General features: G+C 49.9%; 11 protein-coding genes and 1 other annotated feature. Of the genes, 7 read left to right on the top strand and 4 right to left on the bottom strand.

The genetic code is table 11. The annotated features are described in order from the left end of the window. From CTT34_RS13820 to CTT34_RS13795, 6 genes are read left to right on the top strand one after another with little or no spacing between them, the layout of a single operon-like run. Nucleotides 1-2811, top strand: coding sequence for a DUF1156 domain-containing protein (locus CTT34_RS13820; protein WP_159342938.1), 2811 nt, complete (start codon nt 1-3; stop codon nt 2809-2811). Nucleotides 2812-2819: 8 nt separating this feature from the next. Continuing rightward, the gene (locus tag CTT34_RS13815; RefSeq protein WP_159342937.1) at nt 2820-3869 is read left to right on the top strand and encodes an AAA family ATPase; all 1050 of its coding nucleotides are present in this window, start codon (nt 2820-2822) and stop codon (nt 3867-3869) included. Next, entirely contained in the window at nt 3862-4458 is a 597-nt protein-coding gene (locus CTT34_RS13810; protein WP_159342936.1) for a hypothetical protein, read from the top strand. The genes CTT34_RS13815 and CTT34_RS13810 overlap by 8 nt, the downstream gene beginning before the upstream one ends. Then, nucleotides 4455-6971 (top strand): McrB family protein, encoded by a 2517-nt coding sequence (locus CTT34_RS13805; RefSeq protein ID WP_159342935.1) that lies wholly within the window; start codon nt 4455-4457, stop codon nt 6969-6971. The genes CTT34_RS13810 and CTT34_RS13805 overlap by 4 nt, the downstream gene beginning before the upstream one ends. 57 nt (nt 6972-7028) lie before the next feature. Further along, complete coding sequence (locus tag CTT34_RS13800) at nt 7029-9407, top strand: DUF2357 domain-containing protein (RefSeq protein WP_159342934.1); 2379 nt, start codon at nt 7029-7031, stop codon at nt 9405-9407. Beyond that, nucleotides 9407-12283 carry an ATP-binding protein gene (locus CTT34_RS13795; RefSeq protein ID WP_159342933.1) on the top strand — a complete coding sequence of 959 codons (2877 nt, stop codon included), beginning with the start codon at nt 9407-9409 and terminating at the stop codon, nt 12281-12283. The genes CTT34_RS13800 and CTT34_RS13795 overlap by 1 nt, the downstream gene beginning before the upstream one ends. A gap of 244 nt (nt 12284-12527) precedes the next feature. Here the strand turns inward: CTT34_RS13795 and CTT34_RS13790 are convergent, their stop codons facing one another. Further along, on the bottom strand, nt 12528-13268 hold the full coding sequence (locus CTT34_RS13790) for a tetratricopeptide repeat protein (protein WP_302476117.1): 741 nt from the start codon (nt 13266-13268) through the stop codon (nt 12528-12530). A 72-nt stretch (nt 13269-13340) separates the two neighbouring features. Between CTT34_RS13790 and CTT34_RS13785 the strand changes: the two genes are divergently transcribed. Next, nucleotides 13341-14557, top strand: a protein-coding gene (locus CTT34_RS13785; protein ID WP_159342931.1) for an IS3 family transposase whose coding sequence is annotated in 2 segments (ribosomal slippage) — nt 13341-13626 and nt 13626-14557 — 1218 coding nt in all. Because the reading frame shifts where the segments join, the coding sequence is not laid out codon by codon here. Next, nucleotides 13616-13732: a sequence feature (AL1L pseudoknot), on the top strand. Its footprint overlaps the gene before it by 117 nt. On the opposite strand, the gene CTT34_RS13780 is transcribed toward CTT34_RS13785, so the two are convergent. The 3 genes from CTT34_RS13780 to CTT34_RS13770 all read right to left on the bottom strand — a co-directional run bounded on the left by CTT34_RS13780 (nt 14527) and on the right by CTT34_RS13770 (nt 19777). Beyond that, the gene (locus CTT34_RS13780) at nt 14527-14907 is read right to left on the bottom strand and encodes a hypothetical protein (RefSeq protein ID WP_159342930.1); all 381 of its coding nucleotides are present in this window, start codon (nt 14905-14907) and stop codon (nt 14527-14529) included. The genes CTT34_RS13785 and CTT34_RS13780 overlap by 31 nt on opposite strands. A gap of 188 nt (nt 14908-15095) precedes the next feature. Beyond that, complete coding sequence (locus CTT34_RS13775) at nt 15096-17627, bottom strand: nuclease domain-containing protein (RefSeq protein ID WP_159342929.1); 2532 nt, start codon at nt 17625-17627, stop codon at nt 15096-15098. A 2-nt stretch (nt 17628-17629) separates the two neighbouring features. After that, the gene (locus CTT34_RS13770) at nt 17630-19777 is read right to left on the bottom strand and encodes an McrB family protein (RefSeq protein ID WP_217352965.1); all 2148 of its coding nucleotides are present in this window, start codon (nt 19775-19777) and stop codon (nt 17630-17632) included. Nucleotides 19778-20100: the final 323 nt, after the last annotated feature.

Genomic DNA, 20100 nt, shown 5'->3' with positions numbered 1-20100 from the left:
ATGCACTCTATTAAATCTCCCAAAAAGCTGATCGAAGTGGCGCTACCACTAGATCTAATTAATCAAGCTGCATCCGCTGAAAAATCTATTAGGAAGGGGCATCCTTCAACGCTGCATATGTGGTGGGCACGTCGACCACTGGTTGCTGCTCGCGCAATTATTTTCTCTCAAATGGTCAACGATCCTGGCGGTGTAAGAGGATGGTCTAAAGGCAAACCCAAAAAAATCTGTGAGGAAAAGAGAAATGAAATTTTTGGTGTCCTTGAAGAACTTTGTCAATGGAAAAATAATAATAACTTTGATGTGTTGGCTAAGGCTCGCTCACTAATTGTGGAAAGTTGGCGTGAAACATGCGAGTTGAACGGATTGAAGTTTGACGAAAAAGACCTGAATCTTACGCTTTGGGATCCTTTCTCAGGAGGTGGAGCTATTCCGTTAGAGGCAAGTCGTTTAGGCTTAGACGTTTATGCTTCAGATTTAAACCCAATACCTGTGATGCTTGGCAAAGCAAGTCTTGAGATACCTGCGGAATTTTCGAAATTTTCACCAGTTTCTTTACCAAAAGGCCAAGTAGCAATCGAGAATCTTCATGGTTATGAAGGGTTGGCACAAGACATCATATTTTATGGAGGGTTATTATTAGACAAAGCTCGGGAAGCATTATGCGATATTTACCCAAAGTACTATAACGAGAAAGATTCAGTTTCTGAAGACGTTATATGCTGGATTTGGGCTAGAACCGTAAAAAGCCCGAATCCGGCGTTTTCAGATTGTGATGTTCCTCTCATAAAATCCTTTACCCTATCAACAAAAGGGGATGGTGCATACTTAAAGCCGATAGTTGATAGCGAAAAAAGAAGTTGGTACTTTGAAATTGTAAATAAATTTGAGAAGCCAGATCAACAAGGAATTGTTGGAAGAAAAGGCGCGACATGTTTGATGTCGGGGGTTAATATTCCTCTTAAATACATAAGAGAGGAGGGCAGGTCTGGTCGAATTGGCCATAAACTTATTGCAATTGTGACTAAAAAGAAAAAAGGGAGAGGCTATTATCCTGCTGATAAAGAACATGAAGAAATTGCAAAATGTGTCGAAGTTAGCGACTATCCAGAAGCTGAAATAGACCATTGGGCAGGATGCACAAACTCAGTTGTATATGGTATGGATCGTTTTGAAAAACTTTTCACTAATAGGCAGCTTAAGACACTGACGTATATGTGTGATGAGTTGAAAAATATAAAGCCAATAATAATTGATGATTTTAATTCTGCTCATCCAGAACTGAAGCATGAAGCTCAAAATTATGCAAATGCAATATGCCTTTATATAGCATTCTCTATATCAAAAACAGCTAATAGAGCAAACTCCCTTTCTGCATGGATGCCTTCTGTTGAGTGTCCAGGCCATCTTTTTTCTAAGCATGCGATTCCCATGAACTGGGATTACTCTGAGACAAATATATTGTACGGTCCTAGTGGATCTTTTTTGTCTATGTTGACAACAACGGCTGACGGTCTAAAAAATTGTGATACCAGATCTGTTTCAATTTCAAAGGCGTTTTTTGCTGATGCAGCATCCTGCTCCGAGATAAAAAATGTTGTCATATCTACAGATCCACCATACTACGATAATATACCGTATTCTAATTTATCCGATTTTTTTTATATATGGCTTCGTAGATCTTTGAAAGAGATATCGCCTAACCTTGTACCTACAATGCTAACTCCGAAACAAGAAGAGCTAGTTGCAAACCAGTTCCGGCATGGTGGTAAGGAGCAGTCTGAAAGTTTTTTCATGAATGGCATGAAAAATACGTTTAGAAATCTCGCAAGTGCATCGTCTGAATTTTATCCAATGACAATTTATTATGCATTTAAACAGTCAGAAACAAAAAGTGGAAGCACGGCTTCCAAGGGTTGGGAAACATTTATAGAATCAATTGTAGAGTCTGGTTTGATAATAACAGGGACATGGCCTCTAAGAACAGAACGTGAAAATCGATCACGTAACCAAGGTGCTAATGCGCTTGCGTCTTCCATTGTCTTAGTCTGTCGTAAGCGTGAAACTACTGCAGAGTCCGTTTCTCGCCGTGACTTCCAGCGTCAATTGCGAACGGAAATGCCTGAAGCCCTGGAGACTATGATTGGCGGCCAGACAGGCCAAACACCCATTGCTCCAGTGGATCTCGCCCAGGCGGCGATCGGGCCGGGTATGGCTATTTACTCTAAGTACGAGGCGGTGCTGAATCAAGATGGCTCAAAGATGAGCGTCCACGATGCCCTGGTACTGATCAACCGCGCTATTACCGAGTTTTTGAGCCCTGATTCCGGCAACTTCGATGCTGATACTCAGTTCTGTGCCAGCTGGTTCGATCAGTACGCCTGGAGCGCAGGGCCGTTTGGTGAGGCACAGGTGCTTGCACAGGCTAAGGGCACCACAGCAGATGGCGTCAGGGAAGCCGGCGTGATCGAATCCGGTAGCGGCAAGGTGCGCCTGCTTAAGTGGGGCGAGTACCAATCTGAATGGGACCCGACCACCGACAAGCGCACGCCGGTGTGGGAAGCCTGCCATCAGATGATCCGCCGCCTGCAGAACCATGGTGAATCCGCTGCCGGTGAACTGCTGGCCAAGATGCCGGAGAAGGGCGAGGCAATTCGTCAGCTGTCGTACCATCTCTATACCCTCTGTGAGCGTAAGAAATGGGCCGAGGAAGCACGCGCCTACAACGAGCTAATTGGCTCCTGGCATGCCATCGTAGCGGCATCCCATGAAACGGGGCATGCTGGCGAACAGGGTGGCTTAGATATTTAGGAGGCAGCATGCTGAAGCGGTTAGAACTGGATAACTTCACGCTTTTTCCCAAGGCGCGACTGGATTTCGCGCCGGGGCTAAACGTTATTGTGGGCGAAAATGGTACCGGCAAATCGCATCTGCTCAAGGTGGCTTACAGCGTCATCGCTAACGCTTACGAGCAGGCTAATGAGCCGAGCGTAGCCGACCCCACCAAGTCGCTGCTTCAGAAGGGCATTGCCGACAAGCTGATCAAGGTGTTTCGGCCTGAGTCTCTGGGGCGGCTGGCTAGCCGCCGCCAGGGGGCGCAGACCTGTAGGGTCTCCGTCGCCTTTGAGCAGGCTGTGCTGGATACCGCTTTCAGCTTCAGCACCCGTTCACAGACTGAGGTTAAGATCGACCGCTTACCCAGCGCCTGGCAGGAGAAGGCGCCGGTCTTTATGCCGACACGCGAACTGTTAAGCCAATACCATTGGCTGTTGCCGCTCTACGAAAACCGGCACGTGGATATCGAAGAGCACCATATCGACCTGTGCAAGCTGCTGGGTGCCCCTGCCGTCAAGGGCAGTCGCGAAAAGACGGTCGCCGAGCTGGTGGCACCCTTGGAAGAGGCGATGGGCGGCAAGGTGGTGTTGGACAAGAATGGGCGCTTCTATCTGCGTATTCCTGGGCAAGGCAACCTGGAAATGCCGTTGGTGGCAGAAGGGCTGCGTAAGCTGGCGATGCTCGCCCGCTTGATCACCACCGGCTCGTTGCTGGATAAGGGCTACCTGTTCTGGGATGAACCGGAGGCCAATCTCAACCCCAAACTTATCAAGCTGGTGGCTTTGGCAGCCGTAACGCTCAGCCAGCAGGGCATTCAGGTGGTGATTGCCACCCACAGCTATTTCTTGCTCAAGGAGCTTGATCTCCTCACTCGCCAGCAGGCAGTGGCGCAGCGTTACTTTGCTCTGGTTCGTGGTGATGGGTTGGTTGAACGTATCGAGGTGGCCGACCGCCTCAGCGGCTTGGAGCATCTGGTGAGTCTTGATGAGGAGTTGGCCCAATACGACCGTGAGATGGAGCTGGTCAATGCCTGAAGTGACAGAGGGCCAACTGACCTTCCGCTTTCCCGAGGGCTGGCAGCTGGCTAAATACGATGACAGTTCCTGGTATCGCCAGCGGATGAAGAGTCGCCTTAAGGGAGTGGATATACTGGCCCACAATGGTGGCCCCACCCACTGGTGGGTCGAAGTCAAAGATTGCGAAGGCTACGAGCCAGAAAACCGTCCGCGGCTCTCAGGGGCGGACCCAGGTGAGGTTATCCAGGCCAGGCAGTGGGTTGAGCAACAAGGGCTTAAGCCAAAGGTGCAGGTGGCACGACGCAAGCCATTTATCGTTGATGAAGTCGAGGAAAAGCTCCGCGATACCCTGGCGGCGCTCACCGTCGCCCAGCGGGAAGGTGATCCTGAGCTAGCAAGTTTTCACATCGTTTGGCCACAAGCGTCAACGCTTAAGGTTGTTTTATTGCTGACCTGGAATCAGCGAGACTTCAAACGTTTGGCGACTCGTTTGCGGTCAAAAATGGAGACTGCTCTGGCGCCCTATGGAGTCCAAGGGTTTGTCGTGAACGAGCAGAACCCGGGAGACGCTGGGTTAGATTGCCAGGTGACAAGGAACGAAGCATGAGCATTGAGCAGGCTATTCAGCAGCTAACGCGCACCGATGTGATCCGCACCATCGATGCGAGCACTCAGCCAATACCGCCTGGTGAGCGCGTTTCTTGCCTGTACAAGGGTCGTCGCTTTGACCCTAAGCAATTAATTGCAGAGGCATTAGCAACGACTAAACAGTATCGGGTTGATGAAGAAGAGCTAGAACAGGCGCTTTATGAACCCTTTGTGGAAGCGCTTAAGGAACGTGAGTTTGCGGTGGTTAGTAACCCGCGTCAGCTCGGTGATACCAACCTGACGGTGATGGTTTATGAGGTGAAGAAACCGCCTTTGGTACAGGAAAACTTCAAGCGTCTGTTCTCGGCCAACCAGAACCGCTTTTACTGGAACCGCGAGAAATTTGCCAAACTGAAGCGCGGCGCCCCGGTATTCGTGGTCAATAACAGCGATGCTCGTGTGCTGTTTGGCTTTATTCAAGATACTCTGATCCGTGCCGAATACGATGAGGAAAGTCATGTTAGCCGCTTCACCCATCAGGGTGAGGCCTTTGAGGTCAGCGGTGAGTATCCTGAGTTCGTCTGCATCGAAGTCCGGTCACTGCAGCACCCGCCGCCGGGCTGGCAGTGGAAAACGTTTGGTAGTGGTGAACATTCCTACATTTCTGGGCCGGAGGTTGGTGCCAATGCTGCCAAGAATAACCTGGAGCGGGTTAACCTATTGCTCGAGGTGTTCGCGCGGGAAGAAGAGGTCGCTTTGCAGCTGCAGACTTGCTATCAGGCGTTGCGCGCCCATGTAGGCGATCAAGAAGAGCCAGAGCAGCAGCATGAACCCCGCGTTTGGTATGTCATGCAGGGGAAAACCTATAATCCCGACCAGGGCCTGGCCTACCTGTGGGCGCCGCTCGAAGGAAAGGGTGGCCGCTCGTTTAACCACTGGAAAGCCGTGTGTAACGTTAAGCCGGGAGATATTGTTGTTCACCACGCGGCAGGTGGGGTTCAAGCAATCTCGCGAGCGGAGTCAATGCCCTTCGTTACGCCGCATCACGGTGACGTCGATAACGAATGGCGTGGTGATGGGAATCGCGTCGATCTGAAGGTTCTCTTTCAGTTAGAGCAGCCGGTCACCATAGAAGTGATCCGGCAGAAGCAAGCGCTGTTGCAAAGAGCCCTGGCTGATGTACGTGGTCCTTACAATCGTGATGGCACCGGGAATCAGGGGTATCTCTTCGAGTTCACCTGGGAGGCGTTAGCGATTCTTCTGAATGGCCACTCTGTCGCGTTGCCCGATGAACTCCAGCGCTGGCTGCCGGCCCCCGACGATCTAATCGAGAAAGTAGATAAGGCCACTGAAGAAAGCAGCTCTCTTGAAGAAGCCGAGGAGCGCCGCCTACCGGTTGCGATCACCCAAACCTCGGCCAACGAGTGGCTGCCCCGCGTAAAGGCCTATATGGCTAGCCAGGGCTTTCATTATTCGTTGGCAGAGGTCGCCAATTTCTACCTCTGTATGCGTACCAAGCCATTGGCAATGTTGGCGGGCATCTCGGGTACCGGTAAAACACAGCTGGTGCGTCAGTTTGCTAAAGCCATTGGCTATGGTGACTCTGACCACTGTGTGCTAATCGCTGTGCGCCCGGATTGGGCCGACAGCTCCGATCTCATCGGCTATGCCAACATCCAGGGCAAGTTCGAGACTAAGCCGTTGTTGGATGTGATGGCACGCGCCATTGAGCACCCTGATGAGCTTTACTTCGTGATTCTGGATGAGATGAACCTGGCTCGTGTGGAGCACTACTTTTCAGAATTCTTGAGCTTTATCGAGACGCGAGAGCGTGACAGTGATGACGTTATCGTCACTGAGCCGCTGATCAGCCGTGCCGATGTGAATGGCGGTCGCCCGGTTTATCTGCCGCAGAATCTGATGGTGGTGGGCACGGTGAATATGGACGAATCTACCCATGCATTCAGTCGTAAGGTGTTGGACCGCGCCAACGCCATTGAAATGAACGATATCGATTTGGCGTGGGTGAACCCAGAGCGTGATGTGATGCCGATTTCTGGCGTCTATGCTGATGCGCTTAGGGCACCGTTTCTCAATTCGAATGATCTTAGCGATGCCCATAAAAAAGCGCTTGCCAGTTCTATGAAGATGCTAATGCAGGTCAACGGTATTCTCGAACCGGCTGGGCTGCATTTTGGCTATCGGGTACGTGACGAGGTCGCTTTCTATCTTACTCTACATCAGGAAGAGGCGTTAGAAAGCCTGGAAGGCTTTGATACCGACGCCGCCATGGATTTCCAGCTGATGCAGAAAGTGCTGCCTCGTATCCAGGGCAGCTCGCTAAGCGTGCTCAAGGTAATGATAGGCCTACTAAGCTTACTGGCCAACACGCCGCTCGAGGAAGACGCTGAGTACAGTGTTATTGAGAAGGAGGTCAACCCGCAGAACACTCGCTACCCCAGAAGCGTCAAGAAGCTGCTGTTTATGTTACAACGCTTCCATGATGACGGCTTCACGTCGTTTTGGCTCTAATTTGATATGACCGTGCTCTGTTTTGACCACCCTGACGGTACTATCTGCCAGCTCGCTGTGAGCGAAGTGACATTGCCGCGTTCCATTGAAGCCCAGCGACACATTGAGACACGCGCCCGTTTTAACGTGCACGGCTTGTCACTCAATACGGAGGAGTCAGCGCTAGAGCAGCCGCTGAGTTCGCCACTGTTTTTCGAGTGGCAGCAGCTGGAGTGGCTGTTTGAGCCTGGGCCAAGTTGCCGGTGCGAACCTCCGTTAGCGCTTTATGTGAATGGGGTGTACCAGAAACGGGTTCGGTCGAGATTGTTGCATGGTCAGGTACGCTTGACGGGTACCACGAACTTGGAAAATAGCGTCGGGCTGACGCGCTTTGAGATCCGTGATGCAAATAGCAAGGTGCTGTTTGGCTTAGATAGTGAGGTGTTTCCCCAGAAGCTGGACTACAAAGATGACTTTCCGGCCATGCTGGATGAGATCAGTGAAATTCTCTACTCACTGGCCTTCGATGCGTTTACTAAGACGTTTGCCTCGACGCGTCCGCGTTCGACCTACCACCAGCTCACTTCAGAGTGGCTAAATCTGTTCAAAGCGCTCTACCACAGTTTGGAGCAGAGCTTGGACACGCTACTTCGCTCACCCAAATCGGATTTGCGTAAAGAATCGAGAGTGAAGCCTGTTCACCGAGTGAAGCGAGCGACACCTCAAGCGATCAAGGCGGCGACACAGCGCCCAGACCGTTATTGTCGTGGCGGTGGCCTGTCGGTAGCGCCCGGTGTGCAGCTTTCGCATCTTACCGAGCAGCACAAGCGCATAAGTTACGACACCCAAGAAAACCGCTTCGTTGCCTGGGCAATCACCGATATCCTGCGCCAGATTCAGCGTACCGTTCGCCACTTAAATAGAGGCCGCGGCCTGGATAGCCAGCGGGTTCAACTAGAGGTCAAAGCGCTGGAGCGTAGCAAATCGCACCTGCGGCGCCGCCTCAGAAGTCCAATGTTCGCTGAAGTGGGTACTTTTAATCATCAGATGTTCTTCTCGACTACCCTGACGATGGCGCCGGGGTACAAGGAGTTCTATCACCGCTTTCTGCTGTTGCGTAAAGGCCTGACCATGGCCGAGCACCCGTTGTTCAAGATGGACTATAAGGACATCGCGACCATTTACGAGTATTGGTGCTTCTTGAAGACCGTGAAGCTGCTGCGGGAGAACCCAAAATACGATTTGGCTAGCAACGATATTGTTAAGTTGGAACATCACCGTTTTAAGGTGAGCCTCAAGAAGGGCAAGAAATCGGCCGTCAATTTCGTGCAGCGGGGCACGGGTGATGACATCGCGATCTATTTTAACCGCACGTTTCCTAGGAAAGATTACACCTATACGTTCGACCAGAAGCCAGATCAGTTTATCGAGTTCTCTCGCAGTGGGTTCGGCAGCAGTCGTGATAAAAAGTCGTTCAAAGTGATCATGGATGCCAAGTATCGCTTTGACCGTGGATCAAAGGGGTATCCTACTGGCTCTGAAAGCACACCCTACGGGCCGCCACTAGATACCATCGCTCAGCTGCATCGCTACCGTGACGCCATTTTGTGGGAAGACAAGAAAGAGCAGCAGAAAACCGTCAAAATGGCCAACAAGAGCATTGGTGGTGTGATCTTGTTTCCCTATCCGGAGGACGAACAGGAATTTGTAGCGCACCCTTTTTATCAAAGCATCGAGCAGGTCAATATTGGCGCGATACCGCTGCAGCCAGGCAAGTCTCGCAAAAACAGTCTGTTTCAGGAGTATCTGGATAGCCTTTTTGAGCAGCCGGGCGAGGTCATCACTGAGTCGCTCTATCATTACGATGATCGTACCTATCAGCAGCGCCGCCAGTCTAACCGAGACATGGTGATGGTCGGCTTGGTGCCCCAGAAGCAGCGAGATGCTAGGATTAAGTATCATTTTGAACAACAGATATTTTATACCCTGTGTCCTGAATCATCGCGCTATCCACTGCATGAGGTGAAAGCTGTAGCGCTGTATGATCAGTTGGAGCGCAAAATTATAGGCTGGGCCAATGTCGTTAGTATTGAAGTGCTGCTAGGGAATGAACTTCATCAGACGGGCACCCAGTGGAAACCAAGCAAGCCTGATCAGCCTTACTATGTCTATCATCTGGATTCGATACAGCACGCTAACTTGAAGGCGGGTGGCCAGATGAAGGGTAATCGTACAGGGCGTTATTTCATCACCCGGCTGGGCTTGGAAGTAGCGCTTCAGGAGCAGGTGCCTGAGTTGCAGTTTATTAGCAGCTGGGAAAAGTTTATTGAGTGGAAGACCCTGAAAACGCGCCATTCAACTGTGCGTGTTCAGCGGCGACGCCTATTAGATTCACCTACTGGCCAACCAGTGGATGACCTTGAATTCATCGTAGAAGAAGACGTGGAGCCGTCATAATGTCATTGAAAGCCTGGAGAGATATCGCCACGCCTCACAAGGATGTTCAAAAAGGCCTGTTCAAACAATCGGAGTTTGCTGCGGATATCACCCAGGTAGCAACCGGCACGGCGCCTGAAGAGTACCAAGACGCAGAGAAGTTTTTCTCGCGGACTTACATTACCGAGGGTATGCGACTGCTGCTGATTTCGGTGGCCCAGCGCCTCTCTGGCAACGGTGGCGACCCCGTTATTCAGTTGCAGACAGCGTTCGGTGGCGGCAAAACCCACACGATGCTGGCGGTCTATCACCTCGCATCTCGCAAGACGTCTACCGATAAGCTGCATGGCATTTCACCTATTCTTGATGAGGCTGGTATCCATGAGCTGCCCCACGCTCGTGTAGCCGTTATCGACGGTATCAACATGGCCCCGAGCCAGCAGTCGGTGAAAAAGCAAGGGCAAAAAGTCACGACGCTATGGGGTGAGTTGGCGTGGCAGCTGCTGGGTGATGAAGGCCTGGCGTTGGTAAAGGAATCCCACGAGCAAGGCACGTCGCCTGGTAAACAGGTATTAGTAGACTTGCTGCAGCGAGCTGCCCCTTGTGTAGTGCTGGTAGACGAGCTGTTAGCTTACATTCGTCAGTTTGAGCTAGGGAAATCCTATTCTGCAGGTACCTACGATAGCAATATCAGCTTCATTCAAGCGCTGACTGAGGCAATGAAGGCGGTACCCAATGCCATCCTACTTGCTTCGTTGCCGGAGTCTGAGCTTGAGGTGGGCGGCACCATGGGCCAGCAAACGCTGACAGCCCTTGAGAAGTACTTTGGACGTGTAGAATCAGTGTGGAAGCCAGTGGCTACCGAAGAGGCATTCGAGATTGTTCGCCGCCGCCTGTTCGAACATGCCGGTGAGCGTGCCGAAATAGAAGGTATCAGCCGCCAGTTTTCTGACTTCTACCGGCAGCACGCCGCGCAGTTTCCCAACGAGACGCAGTCTAACGAGTATTTTGAGCGACTTTGCCGCTCTTATCCGATCCACCCTGAAGTATTCGACCGTCTTTACGAAGATTGGTCGACGCTGGATAAATTCCAGCGCACCCGTGGGGTGCTTCAGTACATGGCGTTCGTGATCCATAAACTGTGGGAGTCGGGCAATCGTGACGCTTTAATTATGCCGGGGTCGCTGCCGTTAGAAGACAGCCATGTGCGCGATAAGAGCATTCACTATTTACCCGGAGGTTGGCAGCCGGTGATTGAGCGAGAGATAGATGGGCCTCGCTCGGCTGCTCAAACGCTTGATAATGATGTTGCACTCTTTGGTGGCGTGCATGCAGCCCGTCGTGCTGCACGTACTATCTTTTTGGGTAGTGCTGCTTCCAGCAGCACCCAGGCGGCCCGAGGTATCAAGCAGGAGCGCATCTTGCTGGGTGCCGTTCAACCGGGTCAGTCTATTGGGATTTTTGAAGACGTGCTCAAGCGTCTGCGCGACCGTCTTCATTATCTCTATTCTGAACAGGATCGCTTCTGGTTTGATACGAAGCCCAACCTCCGAAAGGAGATGGAAAGTCGCAAACAAAACATCCATGAACGGGATGCTTTGATTCCGCTGCTCAAAGACCGCACGACGCGTCTCATGGGACGCCAACACCACTTTGCGGGCATCCATGTATTTACTCAATCTGGCGATGTGCCGGACGAATATGGCATCGGGCCACGTTTGGTGGTGTTGCCAACGGAGTTCGCTTATAGCCGCACAGAGAGCAACCAGGCCTTTCAAGCGGCGCAAGACATCTTGCGCAACCGTGGGGAACAACCACGCCAAAAGCAGAACCGGTTGATTTTTCTGGCAGCCGATTTCGATGTGGTAAGTCGTTTGAAGGATCAGGGACGCACCTATTTGGCATGGAAGTCGATTGTAGAAGACATTGAAAACGGTTCGTTGAATCACGATATGACGCACTTGCGGCAGGCCAAACAAAGCCGTGACGCAGCAGATTCATCGCTGTCGCAGTTAATCCGTGAGACTTATAAGTGGCTGATGGCCCCAGTAGAGGAGTTTGTAAAAGGCAAACCAACGCTGGAGTGGGAAGTGGTTCAGGTCTCGACCACGACGCCGAACTTAGTAGACACGATTGAGAACAAGCTGCGTGAAGAAGAGTGGCTGATCTACGAATGGTCGCCAATCTTCCTGCGCAATATTCTCAACCAATGGTACTTCAAGGATGGTGTTACTGAGGTTAGCGCCCTGAAAGTATGGCAAGACTGCTGCCACTACCTTTACCTACCTCGCCTGGTGAACGATCAGGTATTTAAAAATGCCATGAACCAAGGTGTCGCATCGGAGGATTTCTTTGGCTACGCCTCAGGAAAAGAAGGCGATACTTATCTTGGCTTTACCTTTGGGCAAGGGAGTATTGGTGGGCTAGATGGTGAGGCGCTCATTATCGAGCGTGAGGCTGCTAAAGCCTACCGAGACAAGCTCGCAGCTGATGCTGCCCAGCGCGCCAGAGAGCTTGCTGATCGCAATACAGACAACTCATCTGGCCAAAGCGATGAAGGTGGTGGTTCAGACGTAGGAAGCAGTGGAATAGCTCACCCTATGGGCGCTGGAGAAAGCGTTGGTAGTTCGGCTGGGCCAGAGGCTGCTCCTACTCATATTGCCAAGAAGCAATTTTACGGTACGGTGAGTCTTGATCCCGTAAAGGCCAAAATGGACTTTGCCACCGTCGTTGATGAGATTGTCGAACAGTTTACTCTGCGAACAGGCGTAGAGGTGAAGATCTCCGTGGAGATTGAGGCTACCAGTTCTGACGGGTTTGATGAAGCGCTGCAGCGGACGATCAAAGAGAACTGCAACGTGCTGAAATTTAGCAGCTCGGAGTTTGAGGGGGAGTAATGGGTGCGGTGTCATGACCGCATCTTATCGCCGCTATTCGTCTCTGTTGCTCGCGGGAATGATAAATACGAGAGGCAGCGGCTGAGGTCCAGCGTGAGAAAGGGCCTGTCGTAAGAGATAGTGGCCTCAATAACGAACTTTCTTCTAGCTGTAATTGTTGCGGGAGTGAGCCGGCAGGTTCACGCCATCATTGCGTGATTATGGGAAGTGGCCAGGAGTGATAACCCCTAGCCCAGGAAGTGAATTATTTGCCAGCCATTTTCTTGGCAGCATCATACTCAGCATCAAGGCCCGACTGTGAATCCAGTGAAGGTTCAATCAGCTTCAGGCCGACATGCATCATCGATAGCAGCTGCAGGCCAGAGAAGTCACCTGTGAGCGACTTAAGAGAGTAGCGCTTGTCCGGGTCGTTGATGGACAGGCCGCTCTCGCCCAGTTTGGCAATCTCGAATACCGTGGTGGCTAGTTGCTGTTTGTCCATCTTCTCGAAGGTTTCAAATGCTCCCGTCATATACATCACGGCATCCATCCGTAGGCCACCGTCGTTCTTTCGCTTCATATTTACCTGAGCCAAACGGCTTAACGCTTTTTTGGCCTCGGATGCGATAGGAGAGTTTGGCTCTAACTCGATGATGCGCTGATAGTTGCCGATGGCTTGCTCGTAGCTTTGCGGGCCTAGCTCTTCAAGGTTCAACGCCAAACCGTAAAGCGTGGTGGCATCCTGCGGATTAGTTGCCAGGGCGCGTTCGAAGTAGGCCTTAGCGTCTTCATGTTTGCCACGCTTGGCCAGAAGGCCTGCAAGATTCCGGTTGATCCATAGGTCATCAGGTAGCTTGTCTGCTGCATTACGCAGAGTAGTTTCGGCTTTATCAAGCTCACCGAGCTTAATGTAGGAGAAGCCTAAAGCCGCATGGGCGTGTGCATAGTTAGGTTCTGCTTCGGTACAGGCTTTAAGCGGTGCCACTGACTCTTCTACACGACCCATCTCGGATAAGCAGACGCCGTAGTGAACCGCCCCGGCTTTACCGGAGACTCCATATCTTGAGAGGATGGAGTTATGAACTCACCAAAACGATATTCCCCAGAAGTCCGGGAGCGAGCTGTTCGATTAGTCCTTGAACAGCAAGGCGAATACCCGTCCAAGTGGGCGGCGATCTGCTCCATTGCCAGCAAGTTCGGCTGTACACCAGAGACTTTGAGAGCCTGGTGCAAACGCACAGAACTCACGCAGGAAAACAGCTCGGTTAACCTGTCTGAACATGAACGGCTCAAGCAGCTAGAGCGTGAAAACACCGAATTGAAGCGTGCCAATGAAATTCTCCGTAAGGCGGCTGCTTTTTTCGCCCAGGCGGAGCTCGACCGCAAACCCAATTGATGGTGTCATTTATCGACGAGCATCGTGCTCAGTTCGGGGTCGAGTCGATTTGTAGTCAACTGCCAATCGCCCCATCGACGTATTACCACCACAAGGCACTTGAAGCTGATCCTGAACGGCGGGCAGACCGGTATCGACAGGATGCGTTTCTTACCGCTGAGATTCAGCGCGTGTGGGAAGAAAACTTCTGCGTCTACGGTGCCCGTAAGGTCTGGCGGCAACTCCGCCGTGAGGGCGTTAATGTTGCTCGTTGCACTGTAGAACGGCTCATGCGCCGCTTAGGAATTCGCGGCGTGGTGCGAGGCCAACGCCCCTTCACGACCCTCAGTGATCCCGGCCAGAAACGGGCACCTGATTTAGTGAAACGTGACTTTACGGCCATGCGTCCTAATCAGCTTTGGGTGGCCGATTTTACCTATGTCGCTACCTGGTCTGGCTTCGTTTACGTTGCGTTCGTTATCGATGTTTATGCACGCTGTATCGTGGGTTGGCGTGTAGCGACGTCGATGAGAACGGCACTGGTGCTGGACGCTCTGGAGCAAGCTCTGTGGGCACGAAAACACAGACAAGGGTTGATCCATCATAGTGATAGGGGAAGCCAATATCTCTCGATCCGCTACACTGAGCGTATGGCTGACGAGGGTATCAATGCCTCAGTCGGCACCACCGGCGACTCCTACGACAATGCGCTGGCTGAAACCATCATCGGCTTGTTCAAAACGGAGGTGATCCATCATCGTGGCCCATGGAGGGGACTGGATGCCGTTGAGTATGCCACGCTGGAGTGGGTTGACTGGTTCAACAACCGCCGACTGCTGGAACCCATCGGAAACGTTCCACCAGCAGAACGAGAAAGGACGTATTATCGTCAACTGGAAGAGTCGGGTGAAGCTGCTTGACTCAAACAAACCGGTCTCCGGAATAACCGGGGCGGTTCATAGTTGTAGAGAATCTCAGGGTCATCGATCATTTCGGCCATGACTTCAAGAGCTGGTAGCGCGTCCTCAAGAAAACCGTGCTCTAGTAGTCCCAAAATGTACTGCTTGGGCTCGACACCTTCTTGCGGAACCGCGACACCTAATACATAACCGTCCTGGACGACGATCACCGCGGTATAGCCTTTGGCCGCGTACTGCAGGGTGATGGCCTGAAGGACGTCATCTTCGAAGCCCGGTGCATCTCGCTGTGGCAATCCATCGATCTTGATGTCATCGAGGCTGCGTTTGAAGATCTCGGGGGCTTGGAGCATTGCATCACCTATGAAGCGGAGCATGGATATTGAAGTATATAGTATCAAAAAGGCCCTGTTTCGTGGGTATCTGCTCAATTTGCCATTCGTTACTCCTTTCACCTATAACCAACGCCATAAGAACGTTGATGTGCTAACCTCGACCTGATTGATGTGGTGGTTTTTGTATCAATATTTTGCAGATTTACTCAAAAAACATCTTTCTCAAAATGGGAACCGCATCGGGGGCAGATTACGTTTGTCACCTGATCGGCTACAGTGAGGTGATATGTCCACACTGTGCCACTTTTAAATAAAGGTGTTTTGCATTGGTAACAATGGTTTCTGATGGTCCATACCCCGCATAGCTTGCAGTTTAGACGCCATCTTTTTGCTCCGCTCTGCGTGCTCTTTGCCATGATGTCGTTATGGTGTTCACCGCAACCTATGCAAAAGCTGAGGGATGTCCATTTGCTTGTGCCATCTTCGTTGTGAACTTCTTGTGGCTCAGGAAATACACTTTGGAATAGCATCCCTAAGAGTCGCTTGAGGTGCTCTGTCGAACTCACCCCCGAAGGTTTAACACCAGTTTGTATCCAGCCTTGATGATGTGAATCCTTACCACCGTAATCGCAGTGAGCTCCCCATTCGAGGGGGGAGGCAACAGGGGCAACTGTGCCATCGCAAGGCTGCAGGATGAAAACTTTTCCACTTTCGACCGCCTGATCATAGCCTTTTACTAGGATCAAGTCGCTAAGCATGCGGGACAGGCCCTCATGTTTCCAGCTGCTCCTGAATTTAGCATCCATAACGATGCTAATAGAGCAGCCACTTTCACTACCCTTATATAAATAAAAATCATCACTGGTATTGATGATTTCTAAGATGAAATCTGGCCGTTTTCCTGAAGGCATTTCGGCCTGACAGGTTAGAATTGCTTTCATATGCAGGTCGTCACGTGACAGCTCGAATTTGACATTCGTTGCGCGCCCAAGCACAGCTGCAACCAGTTTTTCTACCCAGCCCCGTTCTGCCTTAAACTGGAAGTCGGACTGCAGCAGCTGTAATATCTTAAGCAGACACCACTTCTCATAGATATCACTAGCATGAAGAATTCCGACGCTCGTTACTTCTTCCAATTGCGACATGTCCAAGCCGCCACGCTCAAAGAGTTTGCGAATCTTCTTAAATGCCGATAAGCATGCTGCATATTCTGGATTGGAAGTGAATCGCATACCCAATGGAAAAGTTGGACTTTGCTGAATTCCTAGGTGGCTAAATTTGGCATCAGTTTCAGCTAATTGCCGAACTCCCTGATCAATTTCTACCACTGACAAGGAAATCTCTTCCTTCTTCTTAAGAGCTTGCTGCGCGCGGCGTTCACCTGTCTTTGCCTCACGTGCCAGCTCAGTTTTTTCATTATTGGTGAGTCGAACATACCAATTATTTGCTTCTAAACCTCGCCTCTTTTTTGCCCTTTTCTCTACGATGTCTGTTTGCGGTATGACTCGATATACGGAATTGAATTTGATTCGCCGGAATTGCTTTCCAGAATTTGTATACCGAACACAGGATTCTACGCTGCCTGTGATGGTGAAAGACTTACAGAGATGTTGAATACCCGAGACTAGTTCAAATAAGCCTGCGGGTAGCACTACCACTCTATAGTCGACACTGTTATCGACATTACGGCTTGTGCTCTCCTGCGGAGCATAGTAATACGAATATTTTTCGTAATATCTTCCACTCAAAGTAATTGGAAACTCTCCAACCGGGTTAACGTTGCCATCCGTTATATACCGAAAGTTTGCAATTTCATGTAGCTTGCGCGTAATCTCTTCTGTTTGTTGATCAAATACTACAGGGTCAACTGTGCGACCCTCCATTTCACGGTTGTGTTGGGCGCGCCCACTCTCCTGTGTGGCCAATTTTTCAAGAAAATCAGACTGCTGTGAAGAAGCTGATACATAGGCTTTGGATATATTAATGGAAACTGACAACATGTGCCGTAAGTAGCGGTTCTCAGCTATATCCGCAGAGCTTTCAAAGACTCTGCTTGTTAATTGGCGTGCTATAGGGTTTCGTGCATACTCACGAAAGCTTGTGGCGTTAGGACGTACCTTTGAGACTGGTTGCTGTGCCTGCCCCTCATGAATAGTAACGGCTGGGGATGCCAGTACTTTATATGATGCATTATGTAACTCTTTTACTGCATCAGCGAGCTCAGTTCCAGGCCCAGTGCCTCTACCGGCTGCTGTGGCATCGGCACAATTGTTTATAATCATCCACAGCAAGTTGCCCCGGAAGTCGTCAACATACGCTTGGATGTCAGCGCGACCAAAAGCTGATAAGCGATTTTCAACCTGGAGCGTTATATCCCCTACTTGGATATTGTAGGTTCCTGGGCTCCGTTGAAGCTCACTTAGGTGGCGCTTGCCTACATAGTCCCAACCATCATTCCGGAGCCACCAGTATCCTCTGCCAAGTGGATCTAGAACCCTCATCATAGGGGTTGCCTGCCCTGAAGCTGTTACGAACGTCGGCACTTGACTATCGAGCTTTTTTCCAAGGCGAATACCTAGCCAGGGATGAAAATCATTGAAGATTGTGCTTTCGACAACAATTTTCCCATCAATGAGCGGTTCTAATTCTAAAGGAACCGATGCAGCCTCGATTGTCCGGGCTATGCCCTTTGACTGCCATTCAATCATCAAATAACGAACTTCGATTTCATCTTGCATTGTTATCTAGCCCAGAAGTTAGCGATGCCATTATTAACTTCTGAGCGCGCGATCAAATCGTCGAGTGACTTAATCGCAGACTCGTTTACTTTGGTTTCATCGAGGCCATCTAATGTTTTTTCAAGCTCATCCCTAAAATCAATTAGAAGATCATATCGCTTCCTTCCATTGGTTGAAGGTTTCTCAACATCGAGAATAATTTTGGGAAGTATTTTGTGTAATACGACGTTATTAAGAGCTTCTAATGCACTAATTTGGGCTTCTTTTCCTTTTTGGATATAGTTGAGTGATTGACGGATAGCTCGAAGGCCAAACTCGATTCCTAAAGGGTCGAGGTAATCTCGAGCTAGTCTGATCAGAAGTTTTACATGCGGGTCGGTTTGATCTAATTTAGGGTATTCTGAGCGCGCGCCGATTTCAGCAGCAAGCATTCTTACAGGTAAATCCAAATCCAAGTTAAACTCTCTTAACTCTTGCTCAACCTTTTCCCAATCCATTAATACTGGATTACGGAATCGCATGATGTGCGCACGATCGAGAATCTTTGGCGAGAGATAATGCGTAGTCTCGTCCACGTTAATTGCACCGACAATCCAGACGTTTTGAGGAAACCTGAATCCGGCTGGGGTATCGATCAGAGTCGAAATTGAGCGTCTGATTTTCGCATGGTGGTTAAGTACAGTATCCGCTTCTTGAAACCCTGCTAGCCTGCGCAGCTCGAGGTTGGCCTGGTCATTCATTAGAATGTCCTGGAAAGAGGCATCTTCAGTCAGACCAGCGCGCTTTCTGGCCTCTTCTTCAAGGGCCAGGAAAATTTTATTATCGGTGATAGCTTGTCGTTCCTCAGAGGTTGAGTATAGGTGGATCCATGGCGCCTCGCCGCGAGTTTCAAGTAAACTAAGAAAATCGGCAAAGTAATATTCAACACGTGCAAGATTCATCTCATCGAGGCAAATGAAATGTGGTATTTCCGGCTCACGGGCAGCATCTAACAGAGCAACTAGGAATTGTGACGGTTGATAGCGCTGCTCAATTGGGTTGTAGTAGCCTAGAAGATCTTCCGAACCGGTCCAGTTTGGTTTTACGGGCACAACTGTGCAGCGTGCACCTATAGCGGATGCCACAGACTTCACTAGGCTGGTCTTACCTGACCCCGAATCTCCTGCTAGTACAATCAAATCATTCGTGCGTAATAGGGTAAAGTAGTCAAGCAATTGCGCACGAGTGTAGTGAATACCCTTACGCCAAAGATGTGCTTGAATGTACGAAGCTAAACTCTGGAAGTCGCCGGAAAGAGCCTTTTGGAAGGAGTGTCCTTCTCGTGCATCCTGAGTATTTATTGGAGGAAACAGCTTTTCAAGATCAGAACTGTCAACGAGGTCGAGCGCGACCATTCGTTTTCCACTCTCCTTAAGGAAAAGTTCTAGCTCGCGGAATTTTTTTTCCAATTCATTTCTCCTCTGCACGAACTCTGCCTCCAGAGCTGCGATACGTTTAACTTGTTGCCTCACTTCAATGTCGATCTGTTTGCATTCGTCGTTGAGCGAATTCTTTTCCAAAACAGCCGATTCTAAAGCCGAACGTAGAACGCGTAGTTCATCCTCAGCTTCAGAAGTCTCACGTCGAAGAAGGTCTTCTATGGCTTTGCGAGCTTTTGCCAGTACTATTGGCATGGGGTCTGATTGAATATTGTGGATTTTCCACCAGCTTTCTGGAATGTGGCTAAGTGGCTCCAGTGTGCTGGTACGAACAATACAAGCAAACGGGTCGTCACGATCCTTTCTTTTTTGCAAGGGCGAAAGGTCTAACTCGGCAAGCGCGTACGTCTCGTTTTCCCACTGTTTCTGAAAGGCAGTAAGCTCATCAGGTGGAACAAATACATTTGGATTTACTTTAGAGCCTTTAAGTGGGTAAAAGAGCCTAATGCCTGTCTCTGGATGATGTAGATCTTCTAGAAAACCGAAGCTTCCTTTGTCGGCTTGCTGCAAACGTCCAATGACTTTTATATGTAACGGATCTTGCTGATCCCAGGCTTGAGCAAGATATTCCAACAATTCCGATTCTAGCCATAAGAAAGAAGGGAGTTCTCGATCAATTTCATTTTCATTTGGATTGTTGTTTACATTTTGCTCAGATGATTCGGATGTCACATAGCCCCCAAAGTCTCTTAGTGTCTCGCATTTGTAATATTTAAAAATATAAAATTAGTACTTTGCATTGAAGTCGAGATTGTTATGAATTTTTCATAAAGTTTTATTTTTTCATATGACAGTCAATGTGTAGGGCTGTGGACTATTTTTTGAAGAAAAAATTATGGATTTGTTCAGGTTTTAGTAAATGGCTTTATATTAGTGTCGTCTTTTATTTGGTTGTTATAAGTAGCGCTCCGGTTTTTTGGAAGGCTTTTTTTACAATTATTTGACAGAAAGACAATGCAAAGGCAAGCGCTATTTAAAATGAAATTTTTCTCTGG

The sequence above is a fragment of the Halomonas meridiana genome (assembly GCF_009846525.1).
Classification (GTDB): domain Bacteria; phylum Pseudomonadota; class Gammaproteobacteria; order Pseudomonadales; family Halomonadaceae; genus Vreelandella.
Note: the sequence above shows the minus strand (reverse complement) of the source record. Positions and strands in the feature narration are given on the sequence as shown.

Coding starts and splice junctions, on each gene's coding strand:
- CTT34_RS13820 (WP_159342938.1), top strand. CDS start 1: ATGCACTCTATTAAATCTCCCAAAAAGCTGATCGAAGTGGCGCTACCA.
- CTT34_RS13815 (WP_159342937.1), top strand. CDS start 2,820: ATGCTGAAGCGGTTAGAACTGGATAACTTCACGCTTTTTCCCAAGGCG.
- CTT34_RS13810 (WP_159342936.1), top strand. CDS start 3,862: ATGCCTGAAGTGACAGAGGGCCAACTGACCTTCCGCTTTCCCGAGGGC.
- CTT34_RS13805 (WP_159342935.1), top strand. CDS start 4,455: ATGAGCATTGAGCAGGCTATTCAGCAGCTAACGCGCACCGATGTGATC.
- CTT34_RS13795 (WP_159342933.1), top strand. CDS start 9,407: ATGTCATTGAAAGCCTGGAGAGATATCGCCACGCCTCACAAGGATGTT.
- CTT34_RS13790 (WP_302476117.1), bottom strand. CDS start 13,268: ATGGGTCGTGTAGAAGAGTCAGTGGCACCGCTTAAAGCCTGTACCGAA.
- CTT34_RS13780 (WP_159342930.1), bottom strand. CDS start 14,907: ATGCTCCAAGCCCCCGAGATCTTCAAACGCAGCCTCGATGACATCAAG.
- CTT34_RS13775 (WP_159342929.1), bottom strand. CDS start 17,627: ATGCAAGATGAAATCGAAGTTCGTTATTTGATGATTGAATGGCAGTCA.